This is a genomic window from Burkholderia sp. ABCPW 111 (assembly GCF_000773065.1).
Taxonomy (GTDB): Bacteria; Pseudomonadota; Gammaproteobacteria; order Burkholderiales; family Burkholderiaceae; genus Burkholderia; species Burkholderia savannae.
The window spans coordinates 29,091-46,080 of sequence record NZ_JPWT01000002.1; the positions used below are offsets into that span (position 1 = coordinate 29,091).

General features: G+C 67.6%; 20 protein-coding genes and 1 pseudogene. 20 read left to right on the forward strand and 1 reads right to left on the reverse strand.

The window, feature by feature from the left end; translation table 11 throughout:
- Positions 1-27 precede the first annotated feature (27 nt).
- A complete protein-coding gene (locus tag X946_RS01685; protein ID WP_038743404.1) occupies positions 28-270 on the reverse strand; it encodes a DNA-binding protein in 243 nt (80 codons plus the stop codon).
- 100 nt (positions 271-370) lie between these two features.
- On the opposite strand from X946_RS01685, the gene X946_RS01690 reads away from it, so the two are divergent.
- From X946_RS01690 to X946_RS36795, 20 genes and pseudogenes are all read left to right on the forward strand, one after another.
- On the forward strand, positions 371-829 hold the full coding sequence (locus X946_RS01690; protein ID WP_156440037.1) for a helix-turn-helix domain-containing protein: 459 nt from the start codon (positions 371-373) through the stop codon (positions 827-829).
- A gap of 65 nt (positions 830-894) precedes the next feature.
- A complete protein-coding gene (locus X946_RS35400; RefSeq protein WP_052144969.1) occupies positions 895-1,722 on the forward strand; it encodes a hypothetical protein in 828 nt (275 codons plus the stop codon).
- A gap of 651 nt (positions 1,723-2,373) precedes the next feature.
- Complete coding sequence (locus X946_RS01700) at positions 2,374-2,721, forward strand: putative holin (RefSeq protein WP_038743408.1); 348 nt, start codon at positions 2,374-2,376, stop codon at positions 2,719-2,721.
- A 2-nt stretch (positions 2,722-2,723) separates the two neighbouring features.
- Positions 2,724-3,332, forward strand: a complete 609-nt coding sequence (locus X946_RS01705; RefSeq protein WP_038743846.1) for a transglycosylase SLT domain-containing protein — start codon at positions 2,724-2,726, stop codon at positions 3,330-3,332.
- Entirely contained in the window at positions 3,329-3,931 is a 603-nt protein-coding gene (locus tag X946_RS01710) for a hypothetical protein (protein ID WP_038743410.1), read from the forward strand. The genes X946_RS01705 and X946_RS01710 overlap by 4 nt, the downstream gene beginning before the upstream one ends.
- Positions 3,928-4,266 (forward strand): hypothetical protein, encoded by a 339-nt coding sequence (locus tag X946_RS01715; protein WP_038743412.1) that lies wholly within the window; start codon positions 3,928-3,930, stop codon positions 4,264-4,266. Before X946_RS01710 ends, X946_RS01715 begins: the two co-directional genes overlap by 4 nt.
- The gene (locus X946_RS01720) at positions 4,263-4,595 is read left to right on the forward strand and encodes a hypothetical protein (protein ID WP_038743414.1); all 333 of its coding nucleotides are present in this window, start codon (positions 4,263-4,265) and stop codon (positions 4,593-4,595) included. The genes X946_RS01715 and X946_RS01720 overlap by 4 nt, the downstream gene beginning before the upstream one ends.
- Before the next feature lie 1,317 nt (positions 4,596-5,912).
- On the forward strand, positions 5,913-6,377 hold the full coding sequence (locus X946_RS01730) for a Gp37 family protein (RefSeq protein ID WP_038743848.1): 465 nt from the start codon (positions 5,913-5,915) through the stop codon (positions 6,375-6,377).
- Entirely contained in the window at positions 6,374-6,616 is a 243-nt protein-coding gene (locus X946_RS01735; protein WP_038743417.1) for a hypothetical protein, read from the forward strand. Before X946_RS01730 ends, X946_RS01735 begins: the two co-directional genes overlap by 4 nt.
- A gap of 4 nt (positions 6,617-6,620) precedes the next feature.
- Complete coding sequence (locus tag X946_RS01740; RefSeq protein ID WP_038743419.1) at positions 6,621-8,054, forward strand: phage tail sheath subtilisin-like domain-containing protein; 1,434 nt, start codon at positions 6,621-6,623, stop codon at positions 8,052-8,054.
- A 1-nt stretch (position 8,055) separates the two neighbouring features.
- Positions 8,056-8,580, forward strand: a complete 525-nt coding sequence (locus tag X946_RS01745) for a phage major tail tube protein (RefSeq protein ID WP_038743421.1) — start codon at positions 8,056-8,058, stop codon at positions 8,578-8,580.
- 419 nt (positions 8,581-8,999) lie between these two features.
- The gene (locus X946_RS01750; protein WP_038743850.1) at positions 9,000-9,329 is read left to right on the forward strand and encodes a phage tail assembly protein; all 330 of its coding nucleotides are present in this window, start codon (positions 9,000-9,002) and stop codon (positions 9,327-9,329) included.
- Positions 9,310-9,459 (forward strand): hypothetical protein, encoded by a 150-nt coding sequence (locus X946_RS35585; protein ID WP_162836167.1) that lies wholly within the window; start codon positions 9,310-9,312, stop codon positions 9,457-9,459. Before X946_RS01750 ends, X946_RS35585 begins: the two co-directional genes overlap by 20 nt.
- Before the next feature lie 430 nt (positions 9,460-9,889).
- Positions 9,890-12,448 carry a phage tail tape measure protein gene (locus X946_RS01755; protein ID WP_038743422.1) on the forward strand — a complete coding sequence of 853 codons (2,559 nt, stop codon included), beginning with the start codon at positions 9,890-9,892 and terminating at the stop codon, positions 12,446-12,448.
- 1 nt (position 12,449) lies between these two features.
- The gene (locus X946_RS01760) at positions 12,450-13,352 is read left to right on the forward strand and encodes a phage tail protein (protein ID WP_038743424.1); all 903 of its coding nucleotides are present in this window, start codon (positions 12,450-12,452) and stop codon (positions 13,350-13,352) included.
- Positions 13,352-13,558: a tail protein X gene (locus X946_RS01765; RefSeq protein WP_038743426.1), complete on the forward strand. Its 207-nt coding sequence runs from the start codon at positions 13,352-13,354 to the stop codon at positions 13,556-13,558. The genes X946_RS01760 and X946_RS01765 overlap by 1 nt, the downstream gene beginning before the upstream one ends.
- On the forward strand, positions 13,546-14,766 hold the full coding sequence (locus tag X946_RS01770) for a phage late control D family protein (RefSeq protein ID WP_038743428.1): 1,221 nt from the start codon (positions 13,546-13,548) through the stop codon (positions 14,764-14,766). Before X946_RS01765 ends, X946_RS01770 begins: the two co-directional genes overlap by 13 nt.
- Positions 14,763-15,365: a phage baseplate assembly protein V gene (locus X946_RS01775; protein ID WP_038743429.1), complete on the forward strand. Its 603-nt coding sequence runs from the start codon at positions 14,763-14,765 to the stop codon at positions 15,363-15,365. The genes X946_RS01770 and X946_RS01775 overlap by 4 nt, the downstream gene beginning before the upstream one ends.
- 52 nt (positions 15,366-15,417) lie before the next feature.
- A complete protein-coding gene (locus X946_RS32975) occupies positions 15,418-15,669 on the forward strand; it encodes a hypothetical protein (protein WP_145986861.1) in 252 nt (83 codons plus the stop codon).
- Between the two features lie 137 nt (positions 15,670-15,806).
- Positions 15,807-16,784, forward strand: a pseudogene (locus X946_RS36795) (gp53-like domain-containing protein); the annotation flags it as partial.
- Between the last annotated feature and the right edge of the window lie 206 nt (positions 16,785-16,990).

Genomic DNA, 16,990 nt, shown 5'->3' on the forward strand with positions numbered 1-16,990 from the left:
GCCGCAGCGGCTTTTGGCGCTGAAGGGTTATGCGGCGGCGCGCCGGTGAATGGGCGCGAGCGCCGTCGCGGGATCGGCGCAGATCTCGCCCGCCTTGAGGCCGAGCTTCACCGCGATGTCGTGCGCCTGGCCGCGAATGCATTTCTTGCGGCCGCCGAGCACCTCGAAAACGAGATTGGGAGAAAATTGATTGGCGATCGCCCATTGGGTGATCGAAACGCCTTTCGATTGAAGCTCGGCGCGAGCTTCGGCGGCGGTGCGCAGTTTCATGGATGCTCCTCGCAAGGGGCCGTCGGCACGGGCAGGTGCCGACTCGATTGCCGTTCGTCGTGTGACGGTGTGAATGAATTATGGTGCAGAGATCTGCACCTTGCAAGGGGTTGATGTGCAGAAATCAGAGATCGGCGCTCGGCTGAAGGAAGAGCGCGAGCGCCTGGCGAAGAGCCAGACCGATTTCGCCGCATTGGGTGGTGTGTCGAAGCGCGCGCAGATCACCTACGAGAAGGGCGAGAGCACGCCGGACGCCGCGTATCTGAACCTCGTCGCGGCCGAGGGCGTGGACGCGCAGTACGTGATTACGGGCGTGCGCTCGAGCGCCGGGCTGACCCGTGACGAGATCGAGCTGATCGAGAAGTACCGGGCCGCGCCGCTCGCGGTGAAATCGGCCGCGATCGGCGCACTGACGGCGGGCGCGCTGCCGGAGGCGGGGCCGAAGTTCGCGATCGATTTCGGCAGCGCGACGATCGGGCAGAACAATACCGTCGCGGGCGGGAGTCACGCTTTCAACGTAACCACCACACCCACCAAACCACCACGCAAGAAAAAATGAACGAAGAATCAACAAGAAAAATCAGTTTCGGGGCCAACGTAGATCAGGTTCACATCGGCGATTCGGTGAGTCACGGAACGCCGATTACGAACAGCAACGTCGTGAACGTGCAGTTCGGCGAGCGCGAGGAGCGCGTCGAGTACGTCACGCAGCATCAGAAGCGGATGATCGCGCAGCTCGTCCAGCGCATCGTCGAGGTCACCGAGGAGGAGCCGCTCGAAGTGTGGCGCAAGGTGCTGGCGCGGGCCGGCGCGCGCAAGGCGCGGCTGATCCTGAAGGGCGCGTACATCGACGTCGAGGAGTATCTCGTCGAGTGGCTCGGGCGCGCGACGCAGACGCCCGCCAAGCAAGCGCCCGCCGCCGCGCCGCCGTCGGCGCAGGCCGTTGCGCAGCCGGTTGCGCCGGCCGTCGCGCAGTCGGCCGCGCAGTCGGTCACGCAGCATGCGGCGTCGCCCGCCGCCTGCGCCGCGGCTCCGGTCGCGTACGCCGCGCCCACCGCGTTCGCGGCTTCGGCCGCCGCGGCCGCTTCCGCCGCGTTCGCGCCGAGCCGGCCGCCCGATGCGTTTTCCTCCGTTCATCCCGCCGCTTGTCCGCACTGCGACGCGAACCGTCGCGACGCGGCGTCGGCGCGCTTCAACATGAAGGTGGCGGTCGGCGTGCTCGGCGCCGCTGCGCTCGCCATCGCGTTTTTCGGCTACAAGGCGAGCGACGCGGCGAGTGCGCTGCACGCGCTGCGCACGGAATCGACGGGCTGCATGTTCGAAGGCAAGTCGTATGCGGTCGGCAGCATCATCGACAATCCGTCCGCGCCGGATATCGAATGCGTTCGAACGCCCGCCGGCAGCTTGCCGGAGTGGCAGACGCTCCGGCCGAGCCGCGTCGCGCGGCGGTGATGGCGGTGGCGTTGGTGTCGGCGTCGGCGATGGCGATGGCGATGGCGGCGGTAGCGGTGGCCATCGCGCGAAGCGAGTGCGGACCGAAATGCCGAACCGGCGCTGAGCGTCGCGTCGACGAGCGAACGATCGGGCCGAATCGGGGTGTTGGAGCGGAGCGTGGATTCGAGGCGGCGAATCGAAGTGCCTAATCGGCGTAATGAGCCGGAACATCGAACTGACCCATCGAAGTGAAGCGGTGAATCGAGGCGGTGAATCGAGACCGAGAATCGAGGCGGTGAATCGAGGCGGTGAATCGAGACCGAGAATCGAGACCGAGAATCGAGACCGAGAATCGAGACCGCGAATCGAAGCATTAAATCGACGCATTAAATCGCAGCAACAACCCACGGCATCGAGCGAAGCATCGTCCCAAAGCGTCGCACCAAAGAATCGAACCGAAGCAGAAAACGAAAGAAATCAGCCGAACTGAACGAATTGAATCGGATCGCGGTCCCAACACGCATTTCCCGCGAATCGAATCGAGCGACGATTCGACAACGCTTTGCGACGCATTCGCCCGAACGCGCCGCGCGCTAAATAAAGCCGATTAAAAGACCTGTCCCGACATGCCGCCGATCATGGCGGCATGTTCATTTTCGGGAGAGGCCGATGCCATTCACCAGACGCTTTCCTCGGCTCACGAGCTGGGTCATCGCCGCGATCGCGCTGATCGCGGCGATCGCATCGATTTCCCCGCAGCAACTGCCCGTGTCGCTCTACAAGCTGAGCCTCGTGAGCCTCGCGGCCGTCGTCGCGTACTGGCTCGATCGCGGGCTCTTTCCGTATGCGCGCCCGGACAGCTATCTGCAGGCCGATTGGCGCCACGGCGCGAGCGGCGAATCGCTCGGCGCCGATTACAAGATCGTCGCCGGCTACGAGCGCGTGTTCGCCGCGGCGATGCTGCGCCGCGCGCTGATCGTCGTCGGCGTCGTGATCGGCGTCGCGCTGGGCCTGTGACGATGCGCGCGACGTTCCTGATCGCGGCGCTGCTGTGCGCGCCCGCCGCAACCTGCGCGCAGATTCCCGCGAATGCATACGCCTATCGCGCCGAGCTCACGCGCAACGCGCGCGCGGTGTGGGGGCTCGACGCGCCCGTGTCGGCGTTCGCCGCGCAGATTCATCAGGAGAGCAGATGGCGTCCGGACGCGGTCAGCCCGGTCGGCGCGCAGGGGATGACGCAGTTCATGCCGTCCACGACGCAATGGCTCGCGGGCCTCTATCGCGCCGAGCTCGGCGACGCGCAGCCGTTCAACCCGTCGTGGTCGATCCGCGCGCTCGTGCGCTACGACCGCTACCTGTGGGACCGGATCGAAGCCGAAGGCCGCTGCGAGCGCGCCGCGATGACGTTGTCCGCATACAACGGCGGGCTCGGCTGGGTGTATCGCGATCAACGCGCGGCCGTCGCGGGCGGCGCGAATCGCGGCCGCTGGTTCGGCCACGTCGAGCGTTTCAACGCAGGCCGCGGCGCGGCTGCGTTTCGCGAGAACCGCGGCTACCCGCGCGCGATCCTGCACACGTTCGAGCCACGCTACATCGGCGCGGGCTTCGGGCCGGGAGCCTGCGCATGAGCCGGCCGATTTCGTTCGCGCGCGGCGGGCTCGGCGCGCTCGTCGTCGCGTCGGCCGCGAGCGCGCTCGTCGCCGGCGCGACGGGCTACGTCAACGGGCAGCGCGCCGGCGCGCGCGCGGCCGACGCGAAGCTCGCCGCCGTCGAGCGCCGGCATGCCGACGCGCTGCGCGATGCCGCCGAACGCGCCCGCGCGCAGGAGCGCGAAGGCACGCTGCGCGCGAACCGCCTCGCCGCCGATCTCTTCACCGCAAACGCGCATCACGCGCTCGAAGCCGACGCATTGAAACGGAGAATCGCCCGTGTCACCCGCCAATACCGCCCGACGCCGGATGCGCGTCCTGAGGCTCTGCCTCGCTGCGTTTTTACCGACGGCTTTGTCGGCGTGTGGAACGCCGCAGCCGGCCGCGACGCCGCCCGTCTGCCCGAGGCCGATCCTGCCGCCGGAGCTGCTGCGCCGGCCGGCTCCGCCGACGACGCTGACTCCGGGGTACGCGCGGACGACGTCCTCGCCAACCACGTCGACAACGCGCGACGCAGCCGAAACATCGAAGCACAACTGAACACATTGATCGACTGGCTCGAGGGGAGCGGGCAGTGACGCTGCAAGTGGAATTCTGGCAATTGGCGTCGATGCTCGCGACGTTCGTCGGGCTGCTGGCCGCGGCGGGCAAGGCGTTGTTCGTGCAGATCGAGCGGCATCAGGCCGATCGCGATCAGAAGCAGGAGGAACAACTGCGAATGTTGCTCGAGCAGATCGGCCGTCAGACTGACAACGTCGCGCGCCTCGAGCGCGATTTCCTGAAGTTTCAGGCGGATCTGCCGTTGCAATACGTGCGGCGCGAGGATTACGTGCGCAATCAGACCGTCATCGAAGCGAAGCTCGACGCGGTCGCCTTGAAGATCGAGAACCTGCAATTGCGGGGGATGTCATGACGCATTGCGCGCCGCTCGGCATCGATCATGCGAAGGTGCGCCGCGAGACGCTGCGCTGGCACCTGATTCTCGCGCTGTACAACGCGCGGCCGGAAGAGGTTGCCGAGGACGTCGTGCAGGCGACGATGCGCTCGATCTACCCGGACGTCACGCCGATCGAAGTCCGCAAGGAGCTCGACTACCTCGCCGATCGCGTGCTCGTGCGGCTGCGCAAGGAGCCGTCCGGGCGCTGGTGGAGCGATCTGACGCGCTATGGCGTCGACGTCGCCGAATACACGATCGATTGCGAGCCGGGGATCGCCCGGCCGGCCAAGTATTGGAATCAGTGACGGGCGGTGGACGGTGGGCGGTGAGGCGGTGGCGGATTCGTGTCGGGTGCTTCGTGAATTGTGCTTAGTGCCTAGTGATTCGTGATTCGTGATCAGTACTCCGTGCTTTGCGAGTCGCGGCATGTGCTCCGTGTTTTGGTATCGGGATATTTGCCGTCGCGCACTGAGGAGCGAACTTTGGCGGCGCGCGTGCCGAACGCCGAACGTCGAACGTCGAACGTCGAACGTCGAACGTCGAACGTCGAACGTCGAACGTCGAACGTCGAGCGCCGAACGCCGAGCGCCGAGCGCCGAGCGCCGAGCGCCGAGCGCGGAGCGCCGAACGCCGAACACCGAACACTCAACAACGAACGTCACGCGCCAGATGACGAAAAACGAACAACGAGCGCAGAATGTTCCGCGCGAAGCCGCCTCGCTAGGCATCGTGCGTCGATCGACTAATGACGAGCGCAGGCAATCAGCCACCGACCGTCGACCACCGACCGTCGATCGACGACCGCGCGCCGATGCTTGCGCGCGGGCCAAACGACATCTACATTGACCGCAGTCCGCCGCGCGTCATCAACCCAAAATCCCTGCAGGAGCCTTCCCGGAGCGCTCGGACGCGCAATGTCCTTCATGGCACCGCCGCATCGTCCCGTAAAGGTTTATAAAGGCATCGACGCGTTGCCGGTGAGCCGTCCACGTCCCGCGCGCGAGGATCGTCATCGAAGCGCCGAGGCCGTCGCAATCGGCGCGCAATCATAAAGCCGATTAAAAGACCCCCAGCGCTCGCCGCCCGATGATGGGCGGCATGAACGCTACTGCACCTCACCACTTCAATCGCGACACGCAGGCCGGCAGCGCCGGCTGCGCAGGCGCGCATGCGATGCGCGGCGCGCCCGTCAGCATGCGGGCGCATGGGCAAGCGCCGATGCGAGCGCGCATGCAAGTGTTGACGCAAGCGCACACGCAAGCTCGAACGCTGTTGCATACGCAAGTGCAAGCACAAGCACAAGCACAACAACAACCACAACCACGAGCACGAGCACGAGCACGAGCACAAACGCATAAGCGTACGCATACGAAAGTGGAAGTACACGTGCATACGCATGCGCAAGTGCATACGCATACGCAAGTGCAAGTGCAAGTGCAAGTGCAAGTGCAAACGCAAACGCAAACGCACCCACAGGCCCCCACCGCCTCGCAACCGCACACACGCGCGTTACACCAGAAAACCCAAAACACCCACGCCGCGACGGCGTCCCCCGCGATCGCGCGATGCGCGTCGCGGCGCGCTGTCGCCGCGTGCGGCGCCACCCGCCGGGAGCGCATCTGATGGCGACCACGCAAGAGAAGATCGACGCGCTCGTCGCGCGACTGAGCCGGGCGCTGCCGGAGCTCGCCGTCGAGCATTTCCCCGCGCCGCCGGATGCGTACGCGCTGACGCATCCCGTCGGCGCGCTGCTCGCCGGCTACGCGGGCAGCGAGTACGACACGCGCGTCGACGCCGTGGCGATCGTGCAGCCGCGCCGCGCGAAGTTCGCCGTGACTGTCGTGTCCCGGCAGCTCGCCGGCCGCGGCGGCGCGCTCGACGCGCTCGACGGCGTGCGCCGCGCGCTCGTCGGCTTCGCGCTGCCCGACGGCGAGAAGCTCGCGGCGGCCGCCGAACGGTTCGCCGGCCGCACCGACAGCGAGTGGCGCTATGCGATCGAGTTCGCCGCCGATGCGGTGATCGTCGAGGAGGCCGAGCCGGTCGACGGCCCGTTGTTGACCGAAGTTACCTACGAGGAGAAACCATGAAGTACCTGTACAGCGGCCCGATCAGCGGCGTCTCGCTGCAAGACGGCACGGAAATCCGTGAAGCGATGCTGCATCCGGGCGCGCCGGTCGAGCTGCCCGAGCAGCACGAATACACGAAGACGCTGCTCGCGCTGGGCCATCTGCGCCCGGTCGCGGCGCACGACGAGCCCGCGCGCGAACGCGTCGCGGACGACCAACCGCAAGCCGCGTCGAACGGTGCGGCATCGAAGGGAGCATAAAACGATGGCGGCAAATTATCTGCATGGCGTCGAAACCATCGAGACCGAAAACGGCTCGCGGCCGGTGAAGGTCGTCAAATCCGCCGTGATCGGCCTGATCGGCACCGCGCCGACGGGCCCCGTGAACAAGCCGATCCAGTCGCTGTCCGACCGCGACGGCGCGCAGTTCGGCCCGCAGCTCGCGGGCTTCACGATCCCGCAGGCGCTCGACGCCGTCTACGACTACGGCGCGGGCACGGTGATCGTGATCAACGTGCTCGATCCGAAGCTCCACAAGAGCGTGATCGACGCCGAGGGCGTGACGTTCGACGCGGCGACCGGCCGCGCGACGCTCGCCCACCCGGCCGCGTCGAACCTCGTTCTGAAGAGCGAGAACGGCAACACGACGTACGCAGCCGGCGTCGATTTCTCGCTCGACCCGGTGACGGGCGTGATCACGCGACTGAAGACGGGCGCGATCCCGGCGGGCGCGGCGACCGCGAAGGCCGCCTACGAGTACGCCGATCCGACCAAGGTGACGGCGGCCGACATCATCGGCGCGGTCAACGCGGCGGGCATCCGCACCGGCATGAAGGCGCTGAAGGACACGTACAACCTGTTCGGCTATTTCGCGAAGATCCTGATCGCGCCCGGCTACTGCACGCAGAACTCGGTCGCGGCGGAGCTCGAGGCGACGGCGGGCCAGCTCGGCGCGATCGCGTATGTCGACGCGCCCGTCGGCACGACGTTCGCGCAGGCGCTGGCGGGCCGCGGCCCGGCCGGCTCGATCAACTTCAACACGTCGAGCGAGCGCGTGCGCCTCTGCTACCCGCACGTGAAGGTCTACGATCCGGCGGCCAACGCCGAGCGCCTCGAGCCGCTGTCGTCGCGCGCGGCGGCGCTGCGCGCGCGCGTCGATCTCGACAAGGGCTACTGGTGGTCGAGCTCGAACCAGCAGCTCGTCGGCGTGACGGGCGTGGAGCGCCCGCTGTCGGCGATGATCGACGATCCGCAGTCCGAAGTGAATCTGCTGAACGAGCAGGGGATCACGACCGTGTTCAACTCGTACGGCTCGGGCCTGCGCCTGTGGGGCAACCGCACCGCCGCGTGGCCGACCGTCACGCACATGCGCAACTTCGAGAACGTGCGCCGCACGGGCGACGTGATCAACGAGTCGCTGCGCTATTTCAGCCAGCAGTACATCGACATGCCGATCGACCAGGCGCTCATCGATTCGCTCGTCGAATCGGTGAACGGCTTCGGCCGCAAGCTGATCGGCGACGGCGCGCTGCTCGGCTTCAAGGCGTGGTTCGATCCGGCGCGCAACCCGAAGGAGGAACTGTCGGCGGGCCATCTTCTGATCAACTACAAGTACACGGTGCCGCCCCCGCTCGAGCGCCTCACGTACGAAACCGAGATCACCTCGGAATATCTGCTCACGCTGAAGGGAGGCAACTGACATGGCAGGCGGCATCAAGATCAATCGCATCACGAACGCGAACGTCTACGTGAACGGCAACTCGATGCTCGGCAAGGCCGAGGAAATCAAGCTGCCGGATATCCAGGCGATCATGGCCGAGCACAAGGCGCTCGGCATGATCGGCAAGGTCGAGCTGCCGGGCGGGCTCGACAAGCTCGAAGGCGAGATCAAGTGGAACTCGCTTTACGCCGACGTCGCGCGCGCGATGGCGAACCCGTTCCGGGCCGTGCAGCTTCAGTGCCGCTCGAACATCGAGACGTACGGCGCGCAGGGCCGCGTGCAGGAAGTGAGCCTCGTCACGTACCTGACCGTGATGTTCAAGAAGAATCCGCTCGGCACGTTCAAGCAGCACGAGAACGCGGATTTCAGCTCGTCGTTCGGCGCGACCTACGTGAAGCAGGTGATCGACGGGCAGGAAGTGCTCGAGCTCGACTATCTCGCGAACATCTTCCGCGTCGACGGCGTTGACATGCTGTCGGACTTCCGCGCGAATATCGGCGGTTGAGTGCGGCGGGCGGCTCGCGGCGCGTGCGATGCGCGCCGCGGGCTGCGCAGCGTGCGACGGGCGATGTACGATGCGCGGAACGTTGAAGCGTTGAAGCGTTGAAGCGTTGAAGCGTTGAAACGTTGAAACGTTGAAACGTCGAAACGTCGAAACGTCGAAACGTCGACACGCCGACACGCTGACGCATCACCGCATCAACACCCCGACACGCGGCGCAATCCGCAATTCGCGGCTCGCGATCTGCGGCCCGCAGCGCGCGGCTCACGGCGCGCGAATCACGATCGACGATTCACGACCCACGATTCACGTCCCGGCCTTTCCGGTTCGACCCGCTTCGGCGGGTCTTTTTTTAGCCGTCTTCAAAAGCCCTCGCCGGGGCCGCGCCCGACAATGTGCTCTCGATCCCAACGGAGCACACGATGATCATCACCCTCAAACACCCCCTGAAGCTCGCGACCGGCGAAACCGTGTCGACGCTCACGCTGCGTCGCGGCAAGCGCAAGGACATGGCCGCCGCCGCCAAATACAGCAGCGACGCCGGCGAACAGGAGGATTTTCTGTTCGCACGCCTGACGGGTCTCACCGTCGAGGATATCGGCGAGCTCGATCTCGCCGATGCGAAGCAGCTCGCCGACTCCTTTCGCGACATGGTCGAGGAGCGCGATGCCGCAATCGATGCGAGCGCCGCGGCAAGCGAAGCCGGGCGCGCCGGCCGAATCGACGGACGCGATGCTGAGGCCGCTCGATGAGGTGCTGCTGCTGGTGCTGAAGATGCAGCCGTCCGAGATCGCGGAACTCGATCTCGACGACTACTGGCACTGGATCGACGCCGCCGAGCGGGAGATCAAGCGGCGCAACGATGCGATGGGCGCGTCGTAGCGAACGGCGAGACCGCGCAGCGCTGAGCGCTATGCACTGCATCGCACGGCGCCGCGCGGCGGGCGGCGGGCATCGAGCGACGAGCATTGACCGGCAGGAATCGAACGGCAAGCATCGAACGGTAACCATCGAGCGGCAAGCATCGAACGGTAACCATCGAGCGGCAGGCATCGAGCGGCAGGCATCGAGCGGCAAGCATCGAACGGTAACCATCGAGCGGTAACCATCGAGCGGTAACCATCGAGCGGCAGGCATCGAGCGGCAAGCATCGAACGGTAACCATCGAGCGGCAAGCATCGAACGGCAAGCATCGAACGGCAAGCATCGAACGGCAAGCATCGAACGGTAACCATCGAACGGCAACCATCGAACGGCAACCATCGAACGGCGGGCGGCGATCTCCGCGCGCGTCGCAACGGGCAGGACAGACATGGCAAGCGACATTTACATCGGAATCAGAAACGGCGCGGCGGCGTCCGGCGGCGTCGGCGCTGCGCTATCGAGCGCGAAGGCGACGCTGGAAGACCTCGGGCGCGTCGCGGACGCGCTGCGTGGAAAACACGATCGCCTCGGCGGGGCGATGGCGCGCGCGATCGCGCATCCGCTGCGCGACGTCGGCGAGCTGCGCGCGCAGTACGAGCAGCTCGGCCGCGCGATCGACCGGGCGCAGGCGCGCCATGCGGCGCTCGACGCGCGAATCGCGCGCGGCGCGGCGCTCGGCGACCAGCGCGGCCAATACGTGGCGAAGCTCGGCGAGTTGTCCGCAATCACGAAGACCATCGCCGCGCCGATCGTCGGCGCACTCACGCGTGCAGCGGATTTCCAGGCGGCGCTGCGCGGCGTGGCGATCGACGGCGGCCTGTCGCGCGCCGACGAGCGGAAGCTCGGCGACGCGATCCGCGACGCGGCGCGCGCGACCGGCGCGAAGCACGGCGCGCTGATCGAAGGCGCGGGCGTGCTGATCGGCAGCGGCATGAGCGCGGCCGAAGCCGGCCGTCAGTCGCGTCTGCTCGGCCAGGTCGCGATCGCGTCGGGCGCGGACGTCAAGGACGTCGCCGGCATGTCGTACGCGCTGTCGGAGACGCTCGGCATCAAGGGCGACGCCGCGCTGAAGGACGCGTTCAGCCGCGCCGCATACGGCGGCGGGCTCGGCCACATGAAGCTCGCCGACGTCGTGAAGGCGATGCCGGATCTCGCGTCGTCGTTCGCCGCGCAGGGCGTGACCGGGCAGCAGGCGCTGTCGCAGATCGTCGCGAGCCTCGCAGTGGGCCGCGAGGGCGCGGCGTCCGGCGAGGACGCCGCGGCGAACATGCAGGCGTGGCTCGAGCAGATGACCTCGCCATCGACCGCGAAGGCGTACGAGAAGGCCGGCGTCGATTACAGGAAATCGATGGCGAACATCGTTGGCGCCGGTTATTCGGAGTACGAGGCGTCGCTCGAGATCGCGCGCAAGTTCATCGCGTCGCGCGGCGAAGGTTTCGCCAGCGAATGGAAGCGCGCCGGCGCGCGCGGCGACGTCGGCGCGCAGCGCAAGCTGATCGAGCGCTTCGGGATGAGCGAGCTGTTTCAGGACACGCGCGCGGTCGATCACCTGCTCGCGATGCGCGAGAACTGGGGCAAGTACCAGGCGAACAAGCAGGCGATGGGCGGCGAGCAGGCGGCGGGCGCGCTCGACGAAGACTACGCGCGCCGAATCCAGACGGCGAGCGCCGCATGGGGCAATCTGCAGACGCAGATCGACGGCCTTGGCGAGACGGTCGGCCGCACGCTGCTGCCGCCGCTGACCGACGTGATGAACCTGCTGTCGCCGATGGTCGCTCAGGTCGGCGTGTTCGCGGCCGCGCATCCGAATGCGATTCGCGGCGTCGTCGGTCTCGCGGCCGCGTCGATCGCGATGCGCGGCGCGACGCTCGGCGCGGGCCTCGCGATGAACGTGCTCGTGAAGACGCCGCTCAACGCGCTCGGCACCGCGCTGTCGACGCTCGCGGCGAAGTGGACGCTGCTGCGCTCGCTGCTGCGCGGCGGCGCGAGGCTGTCGACGCTGTTCCAGCTCGGCGGCATGAACGCGGGCGCGGCGGACAAGCTCGCCGCGGGCCTCAACCGCGCGCGCGCGATCGCGCTCGGCGCGGGCCGCTCGATGCTCGCGGCGGGCGGCCGCGTGCTCGGTTTCGCGCGCAGTCTCGGCGCGGGCGCGCTCGGCTCGCTGACCACGCTCGCGCGCGCCGGCGCGACGGCCGGCCGTGTGCTCGGGAGCGGCCTCGCGCGCGGGCTGATGACGGCGGGCCGCGCGCTGCTGTGGGTCGGCCGCGCGATGGTGACGACGCCGATCGGCCTCGTGCTGACAGGCATCGCGGTCGCGGGCTATCTGATCTACCGCAACTGGAACCGCATCGGCCCGGTCCTCACGAGGTTCGTCGCCATCGCGCGCGACAGGCTCACGGCGCTGTGGGACGGCCTCAAGGCGCTGCCCGAGCGATTCATGTCGATCGGCCGCGCCATCGTCGAAGGCTTGCTGAACGGCTTGAACGAGCGGTTCGGCGCGGCGAAGGCGGCGGTGGTCGGCTTTGCCGGGTCGATGAAATCGTGGTTCGCGAGCGTGCTCGGCATTCATTCGCCGTCGCGCGTCTTCATGGGCTACGGCGAGAACATCGCGCAAGGCGCGGCGCTCGGCGTCCGGGGCGCGGCCGAGCTGCCCGCGCGCGCGGCCGCGAGCATGGCGACGCAGACGGCGGCCGCCGCCTCGCTGAAGCGCATCGACGCCGCGCGCGCCGGCCTGCCGCTCGCCGGCGCGCACGCGGCGGGCATGGCAGGCGCGGGCGCGGCGAACGGCGTGTCGATTCACTTCGCGCCGAACATCACGGTGCAGGGCGGCTCGGGCGCGAGCGTTGGCGAGCAGGTTGGCCGCGCGCTGAACCTGTCGCTGCGCGAGCTCGAAAAAATGATGGAACGCGTCGTCGCGCAACGCGCGCGGCGCGCTTACGGAGGTTGATATGTTCGCCGTGCTCGGTGACATCCCATTCGATTTGGTCGGCTACTTCGACGGCTTCGACGCGACGTTCGGCGCCGACTACGCGGAGCATGCGCTGATCGACGGCAAGCCGCGTCTGCAACGGATCGCGGACCGGCTCGACGAGATCCGCATCGCACTGTCGTTTCACTATCGCTTCTGCGATCCCGAAGCCGAGCTCGCGAAGCTGCGCAACGCGCAGCGCGCGGGCCAGGCGATGGCGCTCGTGTTCGGCAACGGCGACTACAAGGGCTGGTTCGTGCTGACCGAAGTCCAGGCGACGCACAAGCAGAGCGAGCCTTCCGGCGCGGTGCTCGCGCTCGACGCGTCGATCACGCTGAAGGAATACGTCGGCGAGAAGCTGACCGCGCTCGCGCCGCCCGCGGTGCAGCCGAAGGTGCCGCCCGCCGCCGCGCAGGCGGTGTCGCAGACGGCCGCCGACGTCAAATCGGCGATCAACACCGTGCGCGGCGCGGTGCGGCAGGTCGTGTCGTACGCGTCGCAGGCGCAGGCCGCGCTGCGCACCGCTTCGGACGCGGTGAGCGTCGTGCGCGAGTTCAGGCACGATCCGATCGCGGCGCTCGGCCGCGCGCCCGGCGTGCTGCTCGACATCAAGCGCGCGGCCGAGCCGCTCGAGAAGCTCTCGCCGGCCGTCGCGGCCGTGACCGCGCACATTCCGGACGCCGCGAACATCCTGCGCGCGAGCCACGACGCCGCGGTTGCGGTGCAGGCCGCGTACAAGCCGCTCGCGAACGCGACGCTCGACACGATCGGCGACGCCGTGGACACCGCCGCGCGCGAGCTGTCGAACGCCGTCGACGCGATCGCCTCGGCCGCGCCGAGCGTGAGCAAGCTCGCGGCGGCCGTCGCCACACGGAGGATCTGATGTTTCTGACCCATGTCACGACCGAAGGCGAGCGCTGGGATCAGCTCGCCCATCGCTACTACGGCGATCCGTTCGCGTACGAGCGGATCATCGCGGCGAACCCCGACGTGCCGATCACGCCGCTACTGCCGAGCGGCCTCGCGCTGTCGATTCCGGTGATCGCGCGCGCCGAACTGTCGGAGGACCTGCCGCCATGGAAACGCTGAACCCGCTTGCGGCGCTGCTGCCGCCGGGCGTCGCCGACGTGCCGCGCCCGACCTTCGTGCTGACCTACGAGCAGAAGAACATCACGACCGACGTCGCGCCGTACGTGACGTCGGTCGCGTACACGGATTTCCTGTCGGGCCAGTCGGACGAGATCGAAGTCGTGCTCGAGGACGCCGACGGCCGCTGGCGCGACGCGTGGTATCCGGGCAAGGGCGACGCGCTCGCGCTGCGGATCGGCTACGTCGGCGCGCCGCTCTTGCCGTGCGGGCGTTTCGAGATCGACGAGCTGTCGTTCGACGATCCGCCGTCGACGGTGACGATCCGCGCGCTCGCGACAGGCGTCGCCGCGCCGCTGCGCACGGACCGCTCGAAGCCGTACGAGCGCACCACGCTCGCCGCGATCGCCGCGCGCGTCGCGAAGCGCAACCGGCTCACGCTGACGGGCAAGATCCGCGAGATCCGGATCGACCGCATCACGCAGTACGAGGAGCCCGACGTCGCGTTCCTCGCGCGGCTCGCGCGTGAGTACGGCTACGCGTTCAAGATCGTCGGCCGCACGCTCGTATTCACCGAGCTCGCGGACCTGCGCGACGCCGACGCGGCGCTGCGCTTCACGCGCGGCGATCTGAAATCGATTCGCCTCACCGACAAGATCAAGGACGTCTACGCGGCCGCGAAGGGCGGCTATCACAATCCGGCGACGAAGAAGCTCATCGTGTACGGCATGAAGGACGGCAAGATCGACGTGGCCGGCGCGGCCGCCCAATCCGGCGCGGCCGGCGAATCCGGCGCGCCGGCGTCGTCCGGCCGCGACACGAGCGCCGACACGCTGCGCGTGACCGCGCGCGCGGGCTCGAAGGCGACGCTCGAGGCGCGCACGCAGGCCGCGCTCGACCGCGCGAACCTGCAGCGGACGACGGGCACGTTCGAGCTCGACGGCAACACGCGGCTCGTCGCCGGCAACGCGATCGAGCTGACGGGCTACGGGCGGCTGTCGGGCAAATATCTGATCGAGACGGCGCGCCACCGGATCGATCGCGGCGGCGGCTACACGACCGAGATCGAGGTGAAGCGCGCGTCGCGCGACGCGCGGCCCGACGGCGGCGCGCAGGCAGGCACGCAGCCCGCTCGGAAGCCATCCGCGAAGCCGCTGATCGCCTACGGCGCGGCCGATCCGTCATCCAACCAGACGAAGGACAAGCAATGAACGACACGCTCGACGCATTCGGCGCGACCGTGCGCTTCGGCACGGTGAGCGCGTCGAAGCCCGGCTTCGCGCGCGTGCGGCTCGCGGACCTCGGCAACCTGCGCACGATGTGGCTGCCGATCGCGTATCCGAAGACGCAGAACGACCAGTGCTGCTGGACCTACGACGAAGGCGAGCAGGTTGCGGTGCTGATGGACGGCCGCGGCGAGGACGGCGTGATCCTCGGCGCGGTCTACTCGGCCGCCGACAAGCCGCCCGTTAGCGATCCGAACAAATTCGTCGCGCGCTTCAAGGACGGCGCGACGCTCGAATACGATCGCGCGACGCACGTGCTCGCGTGCCGCGGAATGGCGCAGGTCGTCGTCGACGCGGGCGCCGAGATCGTGCTGCGCGCGGGCGCGAAGGTGACGGTCATCGCGCCCGAGACGGAGTTTTCCGCGAACGTGACGGTCAAGGGCAAGCTGACCTACGAAGGCGGGATGACCGGCTCGGGCGGCGGCGGCGCGAGCATCGCGGGCAACGTGAAGGTCGACGGCGACATCGACGCGACGGGCGCGATCATGGATGCGGGCGGCAACTCGAATCACCACTCGCATTGAGTTTTAAGACACTTTAATATCCTCCGAGCCGGGCGCGCGGCACCATGAGCGCATGACCCGGCTTACCGACATCCTCTCCGTGCACCGGCAGCCCGCCCTCGGGCGCGACGATTTCGTCGTTCGCGTTGCCGGCATCGACCAGGCCCATCGCGCAATGCTTCGCATCCCGAAGCGCCGCGATCCACGCAGGCCCGAACGCGGGCCGGTTCCGACTCATTCTCTTCTCGACGTGCCGATCGACCGGGCGGAGCCGCGCTTCGCACGCGCCGCGCGCACGTTCCGGTCCGCATCCATCGGCATCTGAATTTGCATTCGCATCCGCAATCGCGCGCGCATCGGTGGCGATGCACGGCGAACGCGTGTGCGCAGCTTTCCGCGCGGCGCCGTGCAATCCGGCGGCGCCGCGCTTGACGACGGGTAGTACAACCTCAGGAGCAGCCTATGTCCAAGCTAGTCGAAACTTCCAAGTGGGAAGAAGAGATCTACCAGATCGAAATGTCCGATCCTGTCGAAGGCGGGCCGGACGGCATCTCGAACCGTCAGGCCAAGCAGCTCGGCAATCGCACGCTTTACCTGAAGCAGCAGATCGAGCAGTCGCAATCCGGCTTGAGCGGGCACGCCGCCGCCGCCGATCCGCATCCGCAGTACGCGACGAAGGTCGATCTCGCGGACCGGATCGCGGCGCTCGTCGGCCAGTCTCCTGCAACGCTCGACACGTTGAACGAGCTCGCGAACGCGCTCGGAAATGATCCGAATTTCGCGACGACGATGACGAACGCATTGTCTCGGAAGGCTCCGCTTGATTCCCCGACGTTCACCGGCGCGCCGAAAGGGCCAACGCCGGCTCCGTTCGACAGCAGCACGAAAATGGCGACGACCGAGTTCGTGCAGCGCGCGCTCGGGAATGTCAATTTCGCGTCGTACACCTCGTCGCAGAAGCTCACGGCGTCGCAAGCGGGAAGCTGCGTCAATTTCTGGGGGGGCACCGCGTCGACGTTCACCTTGCCATCCACGTCGGCCATGCCGCTCGGCGGCACGTTCTTGTTCAACAACAGCAGCACCGCCCCCTTGACGATCACTCGCGACGGGACCGACACGATCCTCTTGAACGGCGGGAATCCGAGCGTGACATTGGCATCGGGCGACAGCTTGCTGCTCGTAGCGGTTCCGCCGACTCAGTGGATTGCAACTGGCGGCAGCGCGCAACTGCCGTTTGCATCGGCAATGGCTGGTCCGAACTGGACGACACCTCCCCAGTTCGACAACTCCGCCAAGCTCGCGACGACGGCGTTCGTGCAACGCGCGCTCGGAAGTTATTCCGGGAGTGCTGTCATCAACGCAGCAACCACATTGACCAGCGGCAACGTCGGCAACATCATCGAGCTCAACGGGACTTCGTCGTTCACGACGAACCTCCCGGCCGGCGCTAGCATCGCGGCGGGCGGAAAGGTGGCATTCGTCAACCAATCCGGTGTCGATCAGACTGTCGCGACGCAGGACAACGATTTCATCTGGTCGTACGCGACTGGCAAGTCGTCGTCGATCATGCTGCATTCGGGCGACACGCTGGAATTGTTCTCTCGCGGAGGGGAATGGGACATTTGCGGCGGCACTGTCGCACTGAG